This window comes from Streptomyces sp. NPDC058335 (assembly GCF_042723915.1).
Taxonomy (GTDB): domain Bacteria; phylum Actinomycetota; class Actinomycetes; order Streptomycetales; family Streptomycetaceae; genus Streptomyces.
On record NZ_JBHXHX010000021.1, the window covers coordinates 80,426 to 99,532 of the forward strand.

General features: G+C 69.3%; 19 protein-coding genes and 2 pseudogenes. 9 read left to right on the forward strand and 12 right to left on the reverse strand.

The genetic code is table 11. The features are described from left to right. Positions 1–245: 245 nt before the first annotated feature. The 3 genes from ACFWJX_RS32845 to ACFWJX_RS32855 form a co-directional block, all read right to left on the reverse strand. Positions 246–1,763: an NlpC/P60 family protein gene (locus ACFWJX_RS32845; protein WP_383249966.1), complete on the reverse strand. Its 1,518-nt coding sequence runs from the start codon at positions 1,761–1,763 to the stop codon at positions 246–248. 180 nt (positions 1,764–1,943) lie between these two features. Then, a complete protein-coding gene (locus tag ACFWJX_RS32850; RefSeq protein ID WP_383249967.1) occupies positions 1,944–2,456 on the reverse strand; it encodes a hypothetical protein in 513 nt (170 codons plus the stop codon). A 75-nt stretch (positions 2,457–2,531) separates the two neighbouring features. Next, positions 2,532–2,963 carry a hypothetical protein gene (locus ACFWJX_RS32855; protein ID WP_383249968.1) on the reverse strand — a complete coding sequence of 144 codons (432 nt, stop codon included), beginning with the start codon at positions 2,961–2,963 and terminating at the stop codon, positions 2,532–2,534. A gap of 495 nt (positions 2,964–3,458) precedes the next feature. Between ACFWJX_RS32855 and ACFWJX_RS32860 the strand changes: the two genes are divergently transcribed. After that, positions 3,459–3,839, forward strand: coding sequence for a VOC family protein (locus tag ACFWJX_RS32860; protein ID WP_383250028.1), 381 nt, complete (start codon positions 3,459–3,461; stop codon positions 3,837–3,839). A gap of 59 nt (positions 3,840–3,898) precedes the next feature. Next, a complete protein-coding gene (locus tag ACFWJX_RS32865; RefSeq protein WP_383250029.1) occupies positions 3,899–4,099 on the forward strand; it encodes a hypothetical protein in 201 nt (66 codons plus the stop codon). Positions 4,100–4,197: 98 nt separating this feature from the next. Here ACFWJX_RS32865 and ACFWJX_RS32870 read toward each other — a convergent pair whose 3' ends face one another. Continuing rightward, positions 4,198–5,061: a LysR family transcriptional regulator gene (locus ACFWJX_RS32870; protein ID WP_383249969.1), complete on the reverse strand. Its 864-nt coding sequence runs from the start codon at positions 5,059–5,061 to the stop codon at positions 4,198–4,200. 93 nt (positions 5,062–5,154) lie between these two features. On the opposite strand from ACFWJX_RS32870, the gene ACFWJX_RS32875 reads away from it, so the two are divergent. Next, the gene (locus ACFWJX_RS32875; protein WP_383249970.1) at positions 5,155–5,892 is read left to right on the forward strand and encodes an SDR family oxidoreductase; all 738 of its coding nucleotides are present in this window, start codon (positions 5,155–5,157) and stop codon (positions 5,890–5,892) included. Between the two features lie 129 nt (positions 5,893–6,021). Here ACFWJX_RS32875 and map read toward each other — a convergent pair whose 3' ends face one another. Beyond that, a complete protein-coding gene (gene map, locus ACFWJX_RS32880) occupies positions 6,022–6,840 on the reverse strand; it encodes a type I methionyl aminopeptidase (protein WP_383249971.1) in 819 nt (272 codons plus the stop codon). A 94-nt stretch (positions 6,841–6,934) separates the two neighbouring features. On the opposite strand from map, the gene ACFWJX_RS32885 reads away from it, so the two are divergent. Both ACFWJX_RS32885 and ACFWJX_RS32890 read left to right on the forward strand, forming a co-directional pair. Further along, entirely contained in the window at positions 6,935–7,201 is a 267-nt protein-coding gene (locus tag ACFWJX_RS32885) for a helix-turn-helix domain-containing protein (RefSeq protein WP_383249972.1), read from the forward strand. A 494-nt stretch (positions 7,202–7,695) separates the two neighbouring features. Continuing rightward, a pseudogene (locus tag ACFWJX_RS32890) lies at positions 7,696–8,107 on the forward strand (transposase); the annotation flags it as partial. 45 nt (positions 8,108–8,152) lie between these two features. On the opposite strand, the gene ACFWJX_RS32895 reads toward ACFWJX_RS32890, so the two are convergent. After that, positions 8,153–9,031 carry a sigma-70 family RNA polymerase sigma factor gene (locus tag ACFWJX_RS32895; RefSeq protein ID WP_383249973.1) on the reverse strand — a complete coding sequence of 293 codons (879 nt, stop codon included), beginning with the start codon at positions 9,029–9,031 and terminating at the stop codon, positions 8,153–8,155. A gap of 94 nt (positions 9,032–9,125) precedes the next feature. Here ACFWJX_RS32895 and ACFWJX_RS32900 point away from each other — a divergent pair, with 94 nt between their 5' ends. Then, positions 9,126–9,575: a carboxymuconolactone decarboxylase family protein gene (locus ACFWJX_RS32900; RefSeq protein WP_383249974.1), complete on the forward strand. Its 450-nt coding sequence runs from the start codon at positions 9,126–9,128 to the stop codon at positions 9,573–9,575. Between the two features lie 343 nt (positions 9,576–9,918). Here the strand turns inward: ACFWJX_RS32900 and ACFWJX_RS32905 are convergent. The 3 genes and pseudogenes from ACFWJX_RS32905 to ACFWJX_RS32915 form a co-directional block, all read right to left on the reverse strand. Further along, positions 9,919–10,026: pseudogene (locus ACFWJX_RS32905) on the reverse strand (NADP-dependent oxidoreductase); the annotation flags it as partial. A gap of 282 nt (positions 10,027–10,308) precedes the next feature. Next, positions 10,309–11,376, reverse strand: coding sequence for a TerC family protein (locus ACFWJX_RS32910; RefSeq protein WP_383249975.1), 1,068 nt, complete (start codon positions 11,374–11,376; stop codon positions 10,309–10,311). A gap of 973 nt (positions 11,377–12,349) precedes the next feature. After that, positions 12,350–13,162: an NAD(P)H-binding protein gene (locus ACFWJX_RS32915; RefSeq protein WP_383249976.1), complete on the reverse strand. Its 813-nt coding sequence runs from the start codon at positions 13,160–13,162 to the stop codon at positions 12,350–12,352. Positions 13,163–13,247: 85 nt separating this feature from the next. Between ACFWJX_RS32915 and ACFWJX_RS32920 the strand changes: the two genes are divergently transcribed. Beyond that, a complete protein-coding gene (locus ACFWJX_RS32920; RefSeq protein ID WP_383249977.1) occupies positions 13,248–13,661 on the forward strand; it encodes a winged helix-turn-helix transcriptional regulator in 414 nt (137 codons plus the stop codon). A gap of 336 nt (positions 13,662–13,997) precedes the next feature. Further along, the gene (locus tag ACFWJX_RS32925) at positions 13,998–14,240 is read left to right on the forward strand and encodes an acyl carrier protein (RefSeq protein ID WP_383249978.1); all 243 of its coding nucleotides are present in this window, start codon (positions 13,998–14,000) and stop codon (positions 14,238–14,240) included. Between the two features lie 342 nt (positions 14,241–14,582). Here the strand turns inward: ACFWJX_RS32925 and ACFWJX_RS32930 are convergent, their stop codons facing one another. Both ACFWJX_RS32930 and ACFWJX_RS32935 read right to left on the reverse strand, forming a co-directional pair. Continuing rightward, positions 14,583–15,968, reverse strand: a complete 1,386-nt coding sequence (locus ACFWJX_RS32930; RefSeq protein ID WP_383249979.1) for an FAD-binding oxidoreductase — start codon at positions 15,966–15,968, stop codon at positions 14,583–14,585. Between the two features lie 639 nt (positions 15,969–16,607). After that, positions 16,608–17,294, reverse strand: a complete 687-nt coding sequence (locus ACFWJX_RS32935; RefSeq protein ID WP_383249980.1) for a helix-turn-helix domain-containing protein — start codon at positions 17,292–17,294, stop codon at positions 16,608–16,610. A gap of 63 nt (positions 17,295–17,357) precedes the next feature. On the opposite strand from ACFWJX_RS32935, the gene ACFWJX_RS32940 reads away from it, so the two are divergent. Further along, on the forward strand, positions 17,358–18,161 hold the full coding sequence (locus ACFWJX_RS32940) for an NAD(P)H-binding protein (RefSeq protein ID WP_383249981.1): 804 nt from the start codon (positions 17,358–17,360) through the stop codon (positions 18,159–18,161). Between the two features lie 149 nt (positions 18,162–18,310). Here the strand turns inward: ACFWJX_RS32940 and ACFWJX_RS32945 are convergent, their stop codons facing one another. After that, positions 18,311–19,099: an IS5 family transposase gene (locus ACFWJX_RS32945; RefSeq protein WP_383250030.1), complete on the reverse strand. Its 789-nt coding sequence runs from the start codon at positions 19,097–19,099 to the stop codon at positions 18,311–18,313. Positions 19,100–19,107: the final 8 nt, after the last annotated feature.

The following is a 19,107-nucleotide window of genomic DNA, read 5'->3' on the forward strand; positions in this document are numbered from 1 at the left end:
CGCCGTCTTCTGACGCCGACTGGTCAGGTCGGCGACCGTGCGTCTGGGATGGTATGCACGGGACAGGGGCGGCGAATCTCGGCATGACAGGAAGTGACGAAGGTCACATAGGAGTCGAACGTCCGGTCGGACCGATGATGGTCGGTGCGTGAAGCCGCTCCGGTATCGCGGGCTCAAGGCCCGCGATACCGGAGCGGTGGACGCGGAAGGTCAACCGGCGCGACTGGTGCAACCGGCGTGACCGGTCAGACCACGCGCGGATTCACGCAGTTGGGGACGCCGATCAGCCACGCCTCCCCCTTCATGTAGATGTTGCTGATCCAGCCCTGGTACTCGGGCAGGTACGACCAGGCGTCGTTGGTGTAGCCCTCGGCCGTGACCGTTTCCGCGTGCTTCTGGCAGGAGACCGCCACGCCGGTCGGGCCGGAGAGCCGGGTCACGACGCCCGCGCCGGTGGTGGGGGAGCTACGGATCGTCACGCCGGTTCCCCAGGTGCTGTGGGCATGCGCGCCGACCGGGGTGGCGGTGCCCCTGCCGTCGCAGGCCGGGACACCGGCGAGCCAGGCGTCGCCCTGCATGTAGATGTTGGTGATCCAGCCGCCGTACTGCGGAAGGTAGGACCAGGCGTCGTTGGTGTAGCCCTCCGACGTCACGGTCTGCGCATGCATCTGGCAGCTCACGGCGACCGAGGTCGCACCGGCCAGCCTGGCGACCGTGGTCCCATTGGTGGTGGAGGGCTGGGAGCGGATCGCCACGTCCGTGCCCCAGGTGCGGTATGCGCCGCCCTGGGTGGCGTTGCCGCCGCTGCCGGAGCCGGTCTGTGGGTCGTAGTCGGAGCCGGAACAGGTGGGCACCTCCGGCAGCCAGGCCGGGCCCCTGAGGAAGATGTTGCTGATCCAGCCCCCGCGGTTGGACAGATACGTCCAGGCGTCGTTGGTGTAGCCCTCCGCCGTGATGCGCTCCCCGTGCTGCTGGCACTTGGCGTACACCAGGTCCGGTCCGGACAGCCGGGTCACCAGGGCGGCCGAACGGTTGGGGTGCTGGCGTACGGCGACATCCGTGCCCCACGTCACCTGGAGCGTGCCATCATAGCCAGGGGGTTCCGTGAACGGGCTGCCCTGCGGCATCCGCGTGACTCCGACCAGACGGTTCTTGTCGATGCGCTGCGCGATGTCGATCACGCGGATCGGCTTCTGCGACTGGTAGGCCTCGACGACATAGCCGTCCCCCAGGTAGAGCATCACATGGCTGATGCTGGCCACCGTGCCGCCGACGCCGGTGAACACCAGGTCGCCGGGCTCCAGGTCGGAGACGGCCGGCTTGCCTCCGCCGGCCCCGTTGACCTGCTTGTAGGTCCGCCCTGCGGCCCGGTACATCATCTCGGCCGTGCCACCGCCGAGGATGTCGTACCCCGCAGCCTTGAACCAGGCCCAGCGGGCGAAGCCCGAGCAGTCGAAACCGCGGGTCTGCGGATCGAGCGCGGTCTCCTCGAAGCCGCTCGGGCTGCTGAGGTCCCAGGTGCCGTAGCTCTGGCCCGGAGCCGGTCCGTGACCGCCGCCCCAGGTGTACAGCGTGCGCGCGCGCCATTCCGCACAGGCCGCGTCCACGGCGCGGTGCGCCTCGGGCGAGGCGATGCCCTGCACGCCGCACCAGTTCTGCTCGCCCGTGCCGGCCGCCTGGGCGGCGGTCGTCGGGAGCAGGGCCAGGAGGAGAGCCGTCACCATCATGGCGACCAGCCCCGCTCCCCGGCGCAGTGTTCTCATCCGGTTCTCCTCTCGCGGCCGTGCCACGTGTCCGTGGCGCCGACAGTCCGACCGCGTTCGACAGCGCCCCCCTGTGGCTCGGGGCGGAACAGGCCTCACCGTGGCCTCCGACGGCGGCAGGGACCAGGGGTTTCCCGTTGCCTCTTGGCAGGAATGCCGGGAAACCCCTGTCCGAGTGGCTCAGCCGCGCCAGATCTTGACGTACGTCACCGCGTCGTTGAGCGTGTCGCCGACGTAGGGCACGTCACCGGTGAAGGAGGCGTTGCCCCTCGGGCCGCGCAGGAACGACTTGTTGCATCCGCCGTCGATGAGGAACGACGACAGGTGCGTGGACCAGTAGTTGTTCGGGCTGAAGCTGTAGCCCGCCGCGTCGCAGGGTCCGGCGCTGCCGTAGACCTTGGTGTAGGTGCCGCCGTAGCTCGCGTGCTCGGCCCAGGTCATCAGCTCCGTCTGTGCCGCCGCCCTCGGTACGGCCGCCGCGGCCCGGGTGGAGGCGTCGGGGCCGCCGAAGCACGTGTACGAGTCGACGGCGGAGACACTCTCGCCCGTCTTCACCTCGTCGAGCACCAGGACGCAGTGAGTCGACGTGGCGGACGTGCCGTCGGCGGCGCCCGACGCGGCGAGCGCGGGGCTGCCCACGGCCAGCAGGCAGGCGGCCGAAGCGAGCGCGAGCGCGGTGCGTGGCATGTTCACTCGGATCTCCAAGAGTGTGTCAGGGATGTCGGACAGACGTCCTGCGAGCCGGACGGGGGGTGGTCGTGCGTCGGCCTACCACCACGGGGCTGTGCAGTGGATGCCGGACCTGGTCGAACCGCAGGCGCGGAACTTCCAGTTGACGTCCGTGCTGGTGCGCTGGGCCGCGCTCGTCTTGTTCTCGCCGCCCTGCGAGGTGAACGGCCCGCACTGGATCCAGGTCCGGCCCCCGTCCCGGGTCCAGTCCAACCACACCTGGTTGCCCGGCTGCACGTCGCCGGCGATCAGGGCCCACCCGCGCTGGACGCCGCGGATGTAGCCGTACTGCACACTGATGTTGATGCCCTCGTCCCACAACGTCACCTGGCGGGCGGCGGTGTCGTAGGCGCTGTCGGAGATGTCGATGAACCCGTTGCGGCCGCCCTCGCAGTCCGACGCGGCGGCCTGCGCGGCGCCCGCCGGACCGAGGAGCGTCATGCCGCCGGCCAGTAGCACCACGGCCGTCACCGCGGACGAAACCCTGCCTCCGACGAACCGCCGCCCGATGGACGAAGCACGCTTCCAACTGATCACTGGCACAGATCCTTACGTGAGTTCTGCCCAGGGACCGACGCACGCTGCGAGGGCCCTCTCTGGGGGTCGACGGTCCTCACGTTGTCGCCGGGGGCGTGGGGCCGCCAGGCGTTTCCCGGGGATTTCCCGTTGCCCGTGCGGTGGGAAACGACGGGCCCGGCTGTGCCGCCGGCCGGCGAGCGGCAGGTGCCGGGGTGACGGCGTCGTCCGTGGCGAGCATCGCGGGGACGGGGTGGTCATGGCTGCGAGCTTGCTGGCGGGGGGAGTCGGCGGCCAACGGCCTTGCCCGGCTGTCCGGACAGTAGCCCCGGAAATGATTTCGCCCGTGCTCGCCTCGTCCGGTACGGTCGCGGGGTTGTTTTCGCTGCTGGGAGCCTATGAGGTTCGTCTGTGGCCTGCCCGGCAGTTCCCAGGCTGAGAGGTTTCGTTATGGCATGTCGCATCAGTGAACTCGTCCTCGGTTGCCGCGACCCCGAGGTGCTGGCGCGGTTCTGGTGCGAGGTCCTGGACTTCGTCGTGCTCGATCGCGAGGACGACGGCACGCTGGAGATCGGGCCGCGCGAAGGGTTCGGCGGTCCGCAGCCGACGATCATCCTCAGTCGCAGGGATGAGCCGGAGAAGGGGAAATCCCGGCTGCACATCGACGTCAACGCCACCGACCGCGATCAGGACGCCGAGCTCGAACGCCTGCTGAAGCTCGGTGCTCGCCCGGCCGACATCGGCCAGACAGGGGAGGAGCAGTGGCATGTCCTGACCGACCCGGAAGGCAATGAGTTCTGCCTGCTCAAGGCCCGCCTGAACTCGCTCTGATGTTCATCGGTCAGATCTCGACATCAGGGACCGAGGGGTCTGCCTCGACCTGACCTGACCTGACCGAGGAGCAGTGGGCGCGGCTGGATCGGCTGTTGCCTGTGCCCACGCGGTCGGGCCGGCGGTCGGAGTTGACGAGACGGCAGCTCATCGACGGGATCAGGCGGCGGGTGCGGGTCGGTGCGCCAGGTCGGGGCGCCCACGCCCCGCCCCGCTGCCACCGCCGGAACTGCGCATACACCGCCCGCCAGGAGCCGTAGCAGTCCTGGACGGCCCCGGAACAGCGGTCCACGGCGGGGTCTTTGGGGTCCGACGGTGTGTCATCAGGGTGTTGGCGCCGGCGGAAGGCAGGAGAGGGTCATAGCTGTGTGGCCGTGCGGATCAGCCCGGCGAGGGCGAGGGAGCGGCTGTGCGCGGGCCAGGTGATGTGCGTGACGACGGGGGGCGCGTCGGTCAGGGGAACGGCGGTGTGCTCGGCCCATAGCCAGGCGCGGGCGGAGTCGGGGAAGACGGCCACGGTGCGTCCGAGGGCGATCAGCTGGGCCAGCTGCGTCTGGTCGTGGATCTCGGGGCCCGGACCGGGTGCGTACGTGCCGTGGCGGGACCAGCGGGCGAGCGGAAGGTCGGGGATGTCGCTGACGGCGGCCAGGGACAGAGTCTTGTGCGTGGCGAGAGGGTGCCCGGCGGGCAGGACAGCGATCTGCCCCTCGGTCAGCAGTTCCTCGCTTTCGAACCCGGCGAGGGAGTTGAACGGCGTGTGCATGAGCGCCACGTCGGCGCGGCCGTCGCGCAGCATCTCACCCTGCTCACACGTGCCGCTCGGTAGCACCTCGATCTCGGCGGCGTCGGGCTCGGCCGCGTAGGCGCCGAGGAGCTTCTGCAGCAGCTCGTGAGACGCGGCGGCCTTCACCGCCAGCACCAGGCGGTTGCGGGGGCCGCCGGGAGTACCGGCGCCACCGGCGCGACGGGTGCGGCGAGCGGCAGCGGTGGTCGCGTCGAGGGCTGCGCGCCCCTCGTGCAGCAGTACCTCCCCGGCGCCGGTCAGGGAGACGCCTCGGCGGTTGCGTGCCAGCAGGGAGACGCCGAGGCGCCGCTCGAGCTGCTGGATCGCCCGGGACAGCGGTGGCTGGGCCATGCCGAGGCGCTCGGCGGCGCGGCCGAAGTGCAGTTCCTCGGCGACGGCCACGAAGTACCTCAACTCGCGGGTCTCCAAGGTGTCCACGGCCACAGGCTACCCAAGTGATACCTACCGGGTATGACAGAGCACCGTATCGGTGTTGGATGCGCCACTCGTCCGCGAGCGAACATCAGCGGCATGAGCGAAACGAAGACCGCGCTGGTGACCGGCGCGAACAAGGGAATCGGGTACGAAATAGCGACTGGCCTGGGCGCCCTCGGGTTCCGCGTGGGCGTGGGAGCCCGCGACGAGGCCCGGCGCGAGTTGGCCGTGGAGAGGCTGCGCGCCGCCGGGATGGACGCGTTCGGAGTGCCGCTGGACGTGACCAGCGACCGGAGCGTCACCGATGCCGCGGAACTGGTCGCAGCGCAGGCCGGGCGACTGGACGTCCTGGTGAACAATGCCGGCATCTCGGGAGAGGCGGGCCCGGGGTGGGTGCAGGACCCGACCACGCTCGACCTCGACGTGGTCCGCACGGTCGTGGAGACCAACGTCATCGGTGTCATCCGGGTGACCAACGCGATGCTGCCGATGCTGCGCCGCTCCACGTCGCCACGCATCGTCAACGTCTCCAGTGCCGTCGCCTCCCTGACCCGGCAGGCGGACCCCGACATCGACATCGGCCCGATCATGGCGGCCTACTCGCCGTCGAAGTCGTTCCTCAACGCCGTCACCGTGCAGTACGCCCGGCAGTTCGCCGGTACGAACATCCTGATCAACGCCGCCTGCCCGGGTCTGGTCGCGACCGACTTCACGGGCTTCCACGGACCACGCACTCCTGAGCAGGGCGCAGCCACAGCGATCCGGCTCGCCACGCTGCCCGACGGCGGCCCGACCGGTTCGTTCTTCGAGGACGACGGCGTCATCCCCTGGTGACCTGCTGACCTGGTGAACCGGAGAGTCCGGGCGCGACCGCCCGGCGGCTGAACCCGGCCCAGCTCGCAGCTGGTCACCACGGTCGCCCTGTTGTCGGCCACCTGGGCTTGCTCCTCGATGAAGCCCTCGTCAGCGTCCGGTCGCCGATGCTTCCCGCTGGTCTTCCAGCCCCCTATTGCTCTCAGGGCGCCGGGTGAGCACGAGCGGGCCGGTCTCGGTGATGGCAACTGTGTGCTCGGAATGAGCGGTGCGCGAGCCGTCGGCCGACCGGATCGTCCAGCCGTCCGGGTCGAAGACGATCTTGTTGGTGCCGGCGGCGAACCACGGCTCGATCGCGATCGTCAGGCCGGGACGCAGCTTCCAACCGCGGCCAGGACGACCGTCGTTGGGAATGTGCAGGTCCTCGTGCATCGTGCGGCCGATACCGTGACCGCCGAACTCCAGATTGACCGGGTAGCCGTACTCGGCGGCAACCGCGCCGATCGCTGCCGAGATGTCCCCGAGCCTGTTGCCCGGCTGGGCGACCTTGATCGCGGCTTCCAGGGCGACCTCGGTGGCCTCGATCAGCCGCAGGTCCTCCTCGGCCGGGGTGCCGACGACGACGGAGTGGGCCGAGTCCGCGGCCCAGCCATCGATGCTCACCGCCATGTCCATGGTCAGCAGATCGCCGTCACGCAGCTTGTAGCTGTGCGGCAATCCGTGCAGCACGGCATCGTTGACCGAGAGGCACACCACGTTCCGGAACGGGCCCTTGCCGAACGAGGGCGCGTAGTCCCAATAGCAGGACTCCGCGCCGCGTTCCTTGATACGGCGGCGAGCGTGGTGCTCCAGATCCAGCAGGTTGACCCCTACTGCGGCGAGGTCGGCGAGTTCCGCCAGTACCTGGCCGACGAACTGTCCAGTGACGTACATGCGCTCGATGTCTTCGGGAGACTTGTGCTCGATCACTGCGATCCTCGATTCCCCGGGGCGACCGACAGGTATATTTATACCAGAGACGGGAGTGGTTGCTGCCGGTCATCTGCGGCTCTAGCATTGGCGGATGGTTCGCTATCCGCTCGCCCCCGAACAGATCGAGGCGGGCCGACGTCTCGGAGCCGCGTTGCGCTCTGCCCGGGCCGGACGCAACCCCACCGAAGTGGCCTTGGCGGCGGGGATCTCGCCGGAGACCCTCCGCAAGATCGAGACCGGTCGGCTGCCGACGCCCGCGTTCGGCACCATCGTCCGGCTCAGCGAGGTACTTGGCGTACCGCTGGTCGAACTCGCCACCGTCTGGCGCACCGACCCGGCCCTGAGCAAGGCCTCCTAGCGACGGGTTCAACCGTCCGGGACGTGCAGGCATTCGCCGTGCCGTCCGTGATGAGCATGGCTCGAGCGCAGCACCAGCCCGGGACGCGACAGCTTGCCCGTGCCGGGCCTTCCTCCGTGGCGGACGCCTGCGCCGCGGCCCCTGACCGACACCCGCGAGACGGACGCCCGCACCGCCCGCTATGCCCCCGTCACCCGTTCCGTTCCGGGAGGTGCGAGGCGGATGCCGGCCGCAGTGCTGCGGCGGAAGTGAGCCATCGTACAGGCGAGTTGGCCGCCCAGCGGGACGAGGCAGGCCCTCGACCGGTGGCCCGCAACGGCTGTCGCCAGCCCGCTGGGTGACTGCCGGGGCCGGGCGGTCGAGGCGAAGGCCCCGCGCGTCAAGGACAAGCGGGTCGCCGAGGAGATCGGCGAGCGCAAGCGGTTCCTTCCGGCGATCCTGCTGCCGCACTGCGCCACTCCCCGAATGCCACCCAGGACATCTACGACGCCGAGGACATCTACGACGCCGAGGACAGCGAGCACCCGGCCAAAGCCGTCGCCGCGTGCGCCAAGCGGTACGGCGCGAAGTTCCCCAAGGCCGTCAAGAAGATCGTCGATGAGCGAGACGGACCGGTTGGGTCTTCTGCGGTTTCCCGGTCGAGCACCGGATTCACCTGCGGACCACGAACCCGATCGAGGCGAACCCGCGACGGTCCGGCTGCGGACGAAGGTCACCAAGGGCGCCGGCTCCCGAGCCGCCGCCCTGGCGATGGTGTTCAAGCTCGTCGAGTGTGCCCAAGCCCGCTGGCCAGCAGTGAACGCACCCCACCTCGCCGTCCTCATCCGGGCCGGGCCCGCTTGGAACGCGGCTCCTTCGCCGAACGCCACGAAGCCCCGCAGCCTGAAACCTGCATCGGGTCAATGATCCACGGACCTTGGCCGCTTGGCGGCGACCTGCCCCGGCGGGGACTCACGCCGGATCCGGCAGGTCCATCCGCGAGAGCTTGGCCGGGTCGATCACGACCGTGATGTCGGAGATCCGGCCGTCGACGACGGTGAATGCGACGACCGAGAGCGGAGTGCCGTCCTCGCGCCAGGAAACGATCCCCGGGAGGCCGTTGACGAGCACCGCCCGCCCCTGCGTGGCTGCACGGGCGGACAGTCGCGCGCCGGCTGCGACCTGCGTGGCGCCGAGCGTGACGACCACGCCGGTCGGGCTGTCGACGGTCAGTTTCACCTCGGGGTCGAGTACCCGCAGCAACTCCTCGAAGTCACCGCGGCGAGCCGCCGCCAGGAAGGCCTGGACCACCTCTCGCTGCTCCCGTCCGACGCCGGTCGGCCGCTCGATCGCCTGCACCTTCCTGCGGGCGCGGCTGGCGAGCATCTTGGAGGCGGCGGTGGACCTGCCGAGAATGTGGCCGATCTCGTCGAAGGGCACCGCGAACAGGTCGTGCAGCACGAACGCCAGCCGCTCGCTCGGCCCGAGCGACTCCAGGACGACGAGGAGCGCGAGCCCGACCGAGTCGGCGAGCACCGCGTCATCCTCGGGAGCAGGGCTGTCGTCGAGCGTCACCACCAGCTCGGACAGGCGGTCGTCATAGGACGTCTCCGGGCGGGCCTGGCGCGAGCGCAGGACATCGAGGCTGATCCGGCCGACCACCGTGGTCAGCCATCCGGCGAGGTTGTCGATGGTCGTCGCATCCTGGCGGGAGAGCCGCAGCCAGGCCTCCTGGACCACGTCCTCGGCGTCGGCGTGCGATCCGAGCATGCGGTGGGCGACCGCACGCAGCCGGTCGCGCTGGGCCTCGAACGTCTCGGCCATCGGGTCCGTCGGGCTGGTGTCGGACATGTAGTTACCTTCCTCGGTTCTGCTCCGTCATGGGTGATGACGGGCCCGGAGGGGCGCAGGTAACCGATGAATCATCGATGAAGGAGCCAGACCGATGGAAGCACGCATGACAGGCACGGCCAATCCCGATGTGATCACAGCAATTCAGCACCTCTACAAGGCGATTCACGCAGGGGGAGTGGACAGGCACCTGCTGTCCCTGGTCCACCTGCGCACCAGCCAGATCAACGGTTGCAGTCCTTGCGTCTTCGGCACGATCCAGTCGGCGAAGAAGGCCGGTGAGACGGAGGAACGGCTGCACCACGTGGTCGCGTGGCGCGACACGCCCTTCTACACCGAGGAGGAGCGGGCCGCCCTCGCCCTGACGGAAGCCGCCACCCGGCTTCAGGACGGCGCACCGGGCGTGACCGACGAGATCTGGGACGCCGCCGCCGACCACTTCAGCGAGGAGCAGCTGGGCGCGATCACCCTGGAGATCGCGATGACCAACTTCTTCAACCGGATCAACCGCACGGTCCGGGAGCAGGCCGGCAAGACCTGGTGAGCCGGGCGGGGCGTCATCCCCCGGAGGCCGCGCCTTCCTCACGTCAAGGGATGACGCCCGTTCGGATCGTGCCCGGCTCGCGGGCCTCGGCGACGACGCCCGGCGCCGGGCACCCACGCTGACCACGCCCAGTACGGCGCAGCCCGCTAGGCCCTGTCGTCACATTCCCGTCTGCCCGCGACGCCATCACGCACCCTCGCCGTGCAGGGCGCAGGCCCACGTACAACCAGTACGAGGGCCTGCGCCCGGCACTCCCGCAGCCTTCGGCCGGGGACCCCCAGAGCACGCACCGGACACCGGGAGGCCCGCCCTTCGGCGGACGACGGGAATCTGACGGCCGGGCCTAGGGAGCGAGGACGAGCCGCCCCCGCACCCCGCCCTCCCCCAGACGGGCGTGCGCCTTGGCCGCGTCGGCCAGCGAGAACACCTCGGCAACGCGCAGCGAGAGCACCGGCGCCGGCTGTCGATCTCATTCCCTGGCCGGGGAGTGCTTGTGGTGGGGGTCCAGCCGAAAGTCGGGACAGTCGCGGTTTTGACATGCACCAGGGCCCCACACGGGAACGAACACGCCGAGTGTCTTGTGGCGGTGGATTTCGGCCGGCACGGGCTTCTTGCAGGTGGAACACGCGTACGCTTCGGGCTTGCGCTTCATTTTGACCATATTTTTACGATATGCCCCTACTGGTGCGTCGGGAAGTGCTCCGCCTCCCGGCGGCCTGATCTCGGGCGGGGTTCAGTGTTCCGGACCCGGTGAACCGGTCGGCGGCTCGGGGTCCTCCACCACTGGTGGTGAGCTGGGCTGCTCGGTGGTCCTGGAGGCGTCCCCGTGTTCGTCGGTCTGTTCGTCGGTCTCTTCCACAACGCCTTGAGGGGCGGGCCTTCTGATACTGAGGACCACGGAACCTGCCAGGACGACGACGATGACGACGAGACTGATCGGTGAGGGGATTTCCGGGATGCTGGGGCTGATCATCTTGTGGGACGCCTGGAGGATGAGCTTGGCGCCGATGAAGGCGAGAATGATGGCCAGGCCCTTGTTCAGGTAGTGGAAGCGGTCCAGGAGGCCGGCGAGCATGAAGTAGAGGGCCCGCAGGCCGAGGATGGCGAACGCGTTGCTGGTGTAGACGATGAAGGCGTCATCGCTGACCGCGAGGACGGCCGGGACACTGTCGACGGCGAAGATCAGGTCGGCGGCCTCGATCGCGGCGACCACCGCGAGCAGCGGGGTCGCCACCCGTTTACCGGCCTCTTTGACGAAGAACCTCGCCCCGGCATACTCGTCCCGCACCGGGATGATCTTCCGGAGCATCCGTACGGCAAAGCTCTTGCCCGGGTCGAAGCTCTCCTCCTCGTCCTTGAGGAGCTTGTAGGTGCTGTAGAAGAGGACCGCGGCGAAGACGAACAGCACCGCGGTGAAGCGGCTGACCACGGCCACGCCGAGGGAGAGGAAGATCCCGCGGAAGACGAGCGCGCCGATGACGCCGAAGAACAGCACACGGTGCTGGTAAGCGCGGGGCACCTTGAAGTAAGCGAAGATCACGGCGAAGACGAAGAGGTTGTCGACCGACAGGCTCTTCTCCAGGAGCCAGGCTGTCGTGTACTCGGTGCCGGCGGTGGTGCCGAGGACGAGGAAGACGACCGCGCCGAAGATCAGGGCGAGGCTCACCCACAGGCCGCTCCAGGCGGCCGCCTCCTTGAAGCGGATGACGTGCGCGGTGCGGTGGGACAGCAGGTCTACCGCCAGCGACACGACCACCGTCGCGGCGAACGCCCCCCACAGCCAGAGCGGGACCTCAAGCACGCTGAACACCCTCATCACGTGGCCCGCGCGAAGTGCGCCGGCCCCTATACAGGAGTGTCCGTCATTGCGCCCTCGGGAGCATGTGGAGCGGGTGAGGCCTGCCGGAGGCACGATGGGTGGAGAAGCGCTGGTTCCTCAGGAGGCGCGTGATGGCGCGAAGCCACCACGCGGTGTGCGAGGAGCCGTTGTCGAAGACCACGTGGATCTTTCGCCAGGATGGATGACGGCTTCGAGTCGATCGAGGAAGGCAGTGAAGGCGGCCGCGTTGTTCCGGGTGATGATGTCGGTGAGAACCTCACCGTTTTTCCGCCCCCTTGCCGCGGTGAGGGAGGCGGTACTGTGCCGACGGTGCGCGAACTCCTGCCGGGTCAGGCGACCGGGCCGGGGCGCCTGACCAGGGTGAGGGACAAGGTGCAAGTCGCAGACGTCGGCGGTCCGCTGCAAAAGTCCGGGGTGTTCCGGCGGGTGAGCCAGCCCCGCACCCGGTGTGGTTTCAGATCCGGGTCTGCCAGGATCCGGCGACCTGGGACGGCGAGATCGCGGCGAAGACGGTGCTCGCCACCTGAGGGGCGATCCTCCGGTGCGACCACGCCGACTCCGGTGCGCGGGCGCGCTGGAGACGGCGCCCACCACGGCGACCCGCACCTGCTGCCGTAGACACGAGGCCGACCAGACGGCTTCGCGTCGGGCAGAGCTCCCAGGCCACCGGCGGCGAACCAGCCCCCGCCGCTCGCGCACGGTGTTGACGCTGGCCTTCAGCTCGCGTGCGATGGCGACATCGGCCGGCCCGTCGGCCGCCGCGAGGACGATCTCGCCCGCAGAACCTGTCGGACCTGCGCGGTCACGGACGTGGCCAACCATCCAAGGCGCGCTCGCACCCGCTGAGCGAGTTCTGCAACGGCCCTCGTCGGCATCGCCTTGGTGGCGCAGGGCATAGGACCTGCCAGGCTTCGCAGGGCCTGTGTTCTGAGGGCTATGCGAGGGCTGCTGCGAGCGGGGATCGAGGTTCGCGGCCCAGGAGCTGACGGAGGTCACCACCGGTGCGGGACATGAATCCGGCAGCGATGGCGGAGTACGTACCCACCAGCATCGGCACCTGGAACGGTTCGGCGCCGGAGGCGGCGATGCGTGCGCGGGCCTGACCGAGTGTCTCCGGCGCATAGGTGATGTGTGGTCCGTGTGCGCGGGCCAGGTCGGCGCCGCCGATGGCCTCCTCGCCGACGAGTTCGTAGATGCGTCCCGCATGAGCGGCTGCCGCCACCGTCACCCGTACCGCGGCGTCGGCCAGATCCGCCCGCGCAACGGCTGCCAGACGGCCCTCGCCGAGCGGGGCAGTGATCCGCCCGTCCTCCGACGGCGCCGCGAGCCCGGCCAGCAACTCCGCGTAAAGACCGTTACGCAGGATGGTCCAGCCCATGGTGCTCGCCCGGAGCCGTCTCTCAGTCCAGCGGTGCGGCAGTGCGTAAGGGAGGTGATCGCCGTCGGCGGTCAGGCTCGTATAGACGACATGCCCCACACCGGCCTTCTCGGCGGCGTCGATGGCGGCGCCGTGCCGGGCCATGACGGTGTCGTCCTCGCCGTAGCCCGCGGAGATCAGGACCAGCACATCCACACCTTCGAAGCCCTTGGCGAGGGTGGTGCGATCGTCGAAGTCGATGCGGCGGACCGGCAGCCCACCCGGGAACCGCTGAGGATCGCGCGTTCCAAGGACCGTGTCGTCACGGTCGGCCAGCCGCTCGGCAATCAGCGTGCCCAGGGCGCCGGCAGCTCCGGTAACCAGGATCATCAGGGTCTCCCCATTCCGGTAGGTTCTCTTCAGTAACTGGGATCATCCTGCGGGTTTGCGTCACGAAGCGTAAGGAGGCACTTCCGTGTCAGTAGGGCACACAGGAGTAACCACCGAACCCGTGGTCACGTGCGGCGACGAGCACGAGGATTGCGGGATCCGCGAGGTGCTCGACCGGATCGGGGACAAATGGTCGGTCCTGGTCGTGGTGGAACTGGCCCAGGGCGTACGTCGTTTCCGACAGCTGCAACGCGCCGTTCCCGGTATCTCGCAGCGGATGCTGACGCTCACTGTGCGACGGCTGGAACGCGACGGGCTGGTCACCCGAACCGTGCACCCGACAGTGCCTCCGCAAGTTCAGTACGAGCTCACGACGATGGGCCACAACCTCACACATCTGGTGAAAGCTCTCGCGGACTGGTCAGCCGACCACCGCGATGCCATCGCGCGAGCACGCCGAGAATGGGATGCCGCACATCCCGACTCCGGAGTCCGCTGACCGAATGGGCTGCCACACCTTGCCGAACGGCCTGATCAACCCCTCCACGCTCGTCTGCTGAGCAGTATCGGCCTGGGACTCGCGGAAGCCGCCGTGGGCGGGGCAGCGCGTAGACCTCCCTCCTCTTCGATGGCGAGAGGACAAGAGGACGGGCCGCGGACCAGGCAGCGGGTGACGCATCCGGCCCGGCCTGGCGTCAGCCTCCTCTGCCACCTTTGACGTATGGGCCGACGCTAGTCGCGCGCCTGGTGGAACCGGCGGTAGTTCGTTTCAGCCGCCGATGCGGTGATACCCGGTCGTTGTTCCTTTTCGCTCAAGTTCACACAAGGAGGACTCATGGCGACAGGTGAAACCGGATTCAGCGATGTCGTGTACGACCTCATATCCGTGCAGTACCACTCTTTGAAGGCTGGGCACGATTACGGTCAGTACGTGCGCGACGCGGAGAACGCGGGAAAGAAGGAAATCGCCGAGTTCTTCCGCACTGTCATGGAGCAGGACTCGGAACGTGCGGCCCGGTGTCATGAGTTCCTGGCCGAACTGTCCGGTACCGAGGAAGCCGGCCCGGCTGTCAGCTGAGGGCTGGGCCGAGACGGAAAGAGCGTGGGCCGCGCACGCCACGGGCATGCGCGGCCCAGCCGCGCCGACAGACACGCGGCGGGTCACGGGCAGAGACCTTCCTGTCCGGCCTCGACCGACACGGCCGGGGTGTGGATGCCGGACTGGGTGATCCCACGCTGAACACCGTCGCGTCTTCGAACACCGCGGTCGGCTCGGCGGACATCGACGGACGGTGACTTGGGAGCAAGCCTGGCCACCGGCACACTCCGGCTCTCATGCCGGTAGCCTGCGGCGGGCGCTCAACCAGAGCCGAGGCCACCGCTCACCCAGCGCGACCGCAATGTCGTGTCGTGTCAGTGGCTACGCGGTGGTGACCGAGTGGCCGAAGCGGAGTAGGTTCTTCGGGTCGTAGGTGGCTTTGTCCGCGCACAGGCGTGAGTAGACCTCCGGAGTCCAGGCACGGGCCCGGTCGGTGTTGTCGCCGGGGCGGCCGTGGAGGTTGACCATGGTGCGGCCGGTTCCGTAGGGCAGCAGCGCGGTGTACAGGGCGACGGTGGCGGCCTCCACGGACCGGGCAGTGTCCGGGTCTGGCAGGACGCCGACCGACTCCACGAGGTAGGTGGCGTCACGGGCGCAGATCGCGTCCTCCATGGGGCCCGGTCGGGCCAGCGCGCCGCCCATGTGCCGCAGCCCGACCAACAACAGCGGGTAGTCGGGCGCCGCCGCCGGGCCGCACTGGCCGAGGAAGGCCGCGATCGCGTCCGGCGTCAGGTCGCGCAGCAGGGTGCACGACTCCCGTGCCGGGAGCGGGTCCTGGGGGTCTATGTGGATGGCGTCGACCTCTGTGTACGGCATGTCGTGGACGGTGTCGAGGACCACCGGTGCCGCCGCCCGTATGGGGGCGAGGAGCGCGTCGCCCTCGGCCGGGTCGCCGGGCCAGGCGACGGCGACGCGGGCGAAGAAGCCGCCGCGCAGTGGCTCGGGGATCTGCGGCAACGGCGGCATGCGCAGCATGGTGAAGGAGCTGCACATCTGGTCCGGGACCGTGGGTGTCCAGTCGGCCCAGGCGGTCAGCAGGGCCCCGGCGTGTTCGCCGGGGCAGTAGATGCCGCCGCCGAGGACGCGGGACAGCGGGATCAGCTCGGTCACCATGTCCGTGACCACGCCGACGTTGCCCTTGCCGCCGCGCAGCGCCCAGAACAGCTCCGGTTCCTCGATGTCATTGGCCGTGCGGAGGGCGCCGTCGGGGGTGACGACGTGGAAGGAGCGGACCATGTCGGCGGCGTAGCCGTAGGCCCGGCCCAGCACCGGCAGACCTCCGCCCACGGTGTAGCCGACGGCTCCCGCGTCGGTCGAGGTGCCGTTCAGGGCGGCGAGACCGTGCGGCGCGGCGGCATCGAGAACGTGCCGCCACTTCGCACCGGCGTAGATCGTCGCCATACGCGCGGCCGGGTCGATCCGGACGTCCGTCATGCGCGCGGTGTTGATCAGCAGGCCGCTGTCGACCGGGGAGTTGGCGCCGTGGCCGGTGGCTTGCACGGCGACGGGCGTGCCGGTGGCGGCGGCCCAGCGCATCGCGGCCACCACGTCGCCGGCGTCGGTCGCCCCCACCACCACGTCCGGGCTGTGTCGTACGGCCAGGTTGAAGCCGGCCAGTTCGGCGTCGTAGCCGCCGTCGCCGGGGTGAAGTACCGGCCCCTGGATCCGCGAGAGAGCGAACAGATCTGGGGCGTCGCTTGTAGTCATCACGTGCTCCGCGTGCTGCGTCGTTCGGGAATGCTTCGGCTCCGGAGGGAGGGCAGCGGCTGCGGTCAGGCGTCGATGGGGGAGCGGCGGGTAAGAGGCCGTCGGTTTTGGATTTACGGAGGGCCGCTCAGCGCGGTCCGCACGGGGCCCGATGTAGTCGTCGTCATCTCCAGCATGGCCCCGCCAGGGGCGCTGCGCATGCGGGCGGGAGGAGGGCGGCCGGTAGCCTCCCCGTGCTGTGCTCGGCGGGCTTCTCACGACGCGGGATCACCGACCGTTGACACTCTGCTCAACGACGTCGACCGGGCAAGCGGGCCGGGCGGCTGTAGTGACCGAATCGAGGGTCCTTCGATACCGGCCGTGCGTCACCGCGACGCGTCGGGTGCGTGCGATCGTCGGCCGGCCGGCCCGCGTGCGGACCTTCGCTGTGATCACACCCCTTGTCCGCCGTTGCCCTCGTGGAGGCGAAGGACCGTGGGGCGGACATCACCTGTCTCCCACTGGACGGCGAGATGCCGCTCTACCTGGCCACCACTGTCGGCCTCGGGCACCTCGGAAGTGGAAGAGGCACTGCGCCTGGTGATCATGGAGTTGCAACACTCTGTGATCAACGGGAGATTCTTTTGCCGGTGTTGGAACTCAGGCAGTGCATGGAGTTGCTGCGGGACGCCGTCCCGCGGTGAACGCGGCCGGCGGGACGCCCATGAAGTAGCGGAACTCGGCCGTCATGTGGGACTGGTCGTAGTAACCCGCCGTCGCGGCGATGTCCGACCACTGGCCGGCATCGGCCGCGAGCACGGTGCGAACGCGGTCGATGCGTGCGAAGTGCTTGGGGGACAGGCCGGTGCCGGCGGTGAACAGGGTGTGCAGGCGGCGCTCACCGATGTGCAACTGGGCCGCGGTCGTGGCGACGGTGGCGCCGACCAGTAGGTGTGCCGCCTCTTCGAGCCGCACTGAGGGCTCCGGCCAATCGGCCAGTGCTTCTTCGAGAGCGGCGATCGGATCGGCGGCGAGCTGGTCGACGTCCAGGCCCGGTAGTTCGCGGAGCGGCAGGACCCGGTCGGCGAGATCACGCAGCGGACGGCCGAGTAGGGCTTGGGCACGACCCGGCCGCATGCGAATCCGCACGCACGAGTGGCTGGGCGCGCCGACGTGATAGGCGGCCCGGGTACGGGGGCCCATGACGATCAGCTCACGCTTGTCGCTGCGCAGGAGAAGTGTGGTGGCGTGATCGGGCACGTCGACCGCCGTCGAACCGGCTGCCGTAGGGACATCGATCCCGGCAACCCAACGCAGAAGACCAGGCGGCACGTCGAGAGAGCTCACGCGATTCACGATAGTGCCGAATTTCCCTATCACGCGGCGTGAGAGCGATGCGATCGTCGGGACATGATCCTTGTTACCGGTTCCACCGGCACCATCGGTAGTCACGTTGTGCGTCTGCTCACCGAACGGGGCGTGCCGTTTCGGGCGATGTCCCGCCGCGAGCGGCCAGGAGGGGTGCGGGCCGACTTCGACGACCCGGCGTCGCTGGCGCGCGTGGTGGCCGACGTCGACACGGTCTTCCTCGTGACCGTGCCCCCCGTGCCGACCGCGGACCACGACATCGCCCTGGTCACGGCCGCGCGGGCGGCGGGCGTCCGTAAGGTGGTCAAGCTGTCCGCCATCGGCAGCGGCGAGCGGTTCGACGGGGCGACCGTTGGCGCGTGGCACCTTTCCGCGGAGGAGGCGATCGAGGCCAGCGGGCTCGTGTGGACGATGCTTCGCCCGCCGAGCTTCGCCTCGAACTTCTTGTGGTACCGGGCGCTGATCCAGGCCGGAGAGCCGATCCCGAACCTGGTCGGCGACTCCCGGCAGGCCATCGTCGACCCGAGGGATGTGGCTGCGGTCGCCGTCGCCGCCATGACCAGCGATGCGTACGACGGGCAGCGGTACGACCTGACCGGGCCAGAGCTGCTGACGTTCGCAGACCAGGCGGCGATCCTTGAGCGCGTGCTGGAACGGCCGGTCAAGATCACCGACACGAATGCGCTCGACCAACTGCCAGCCGGGGTGATCACTGGCATCGGCTGGGCGCGCGCCGGCGGTGCGGCCTACGTCACCGACCACGTGCCGCGGGTGCTCGGCCGACCGGCGGTCACGTTCGAGCAGTGGGCACGCGACCACCGGGAGACATTCGCGGCAATGCCGTAACCCACTGCCGCCGACGGCCGCCAGGCTCTCGGGCATGAGGCCCTTGCAGCTCTAGGGACAGAGCCCGTTCTCCTTTGGTGCTTCTGGTGCTTCTGGTGCTTCTGGTGCTTCGCTGGAGTCGGTGAGAACTCGTGCAGAGGGCGGCAGGGTCATGGTCGCCGGACGGGGCGGCCGTCCCAGCGGTAAGTGGTCCAGGCGCGGCGAACGAGGCTACGCACGGTGATGACGGCATCCGTGAGGTCGAAAAACGCGTTGATGACGTCGATCCGGCGTTCGTAGCAGCGTGCGAGTCGATGGAAGGCGTTCTGCCAGGCGTGGGTGCGCTCTACGTGCCAGCGCCCGGTGGCCTGGACGGGAGCCTTCTCGCCCTTGCGTGCGATCCGGCCTCGCAGTCCGCGTTCGTCGAGGGTGCTGTGGGTCTTGCCCGAGTCGTAGTCGGCGTCCAGGTGCAGGGTGATGTCGTTGGGCAGCGGGCTCAGGCCGTCCAGAAGGTTCAGGGTCGGGGCGAGCAGCGGCGAGTCGTGGCGATTCGCCCCTGCCAGGACGCGGCCCAGCGGGATGCGGTACCCGTCAGTCGTCCCCGAGCCTTTGAGGCCCTGTTCGACCCGGTCGACCGGAGAGCGTCCAGCGGCTTCTCCGCCTCCGGGTGCCTTGGTGATCGACCAGTCGATGGCGATCTGGTCCAGAACGAGGCCGACGACGCAGTCGTACGCCTGCAGAGCGATGTGCCGGAGCTGGGCGAAAACGCCGAGCCGGATCCACTCGTCACGGCGGTTGCGAATCGTGGTGGCCGAGCAGTTGGTGTCCGCCAGGGCTTCGTAGGAGCAGCCGAGGCGCAGGAGTTGCAGCAGCTTGTCGAAGATGGTCCGGTCGCTGATCCGCGTGCGGTGGCAGCCCAGCGGGTGGGTTGGATCGCAAACGGGCCGCTGTGGCAGCAGCGCCGCGC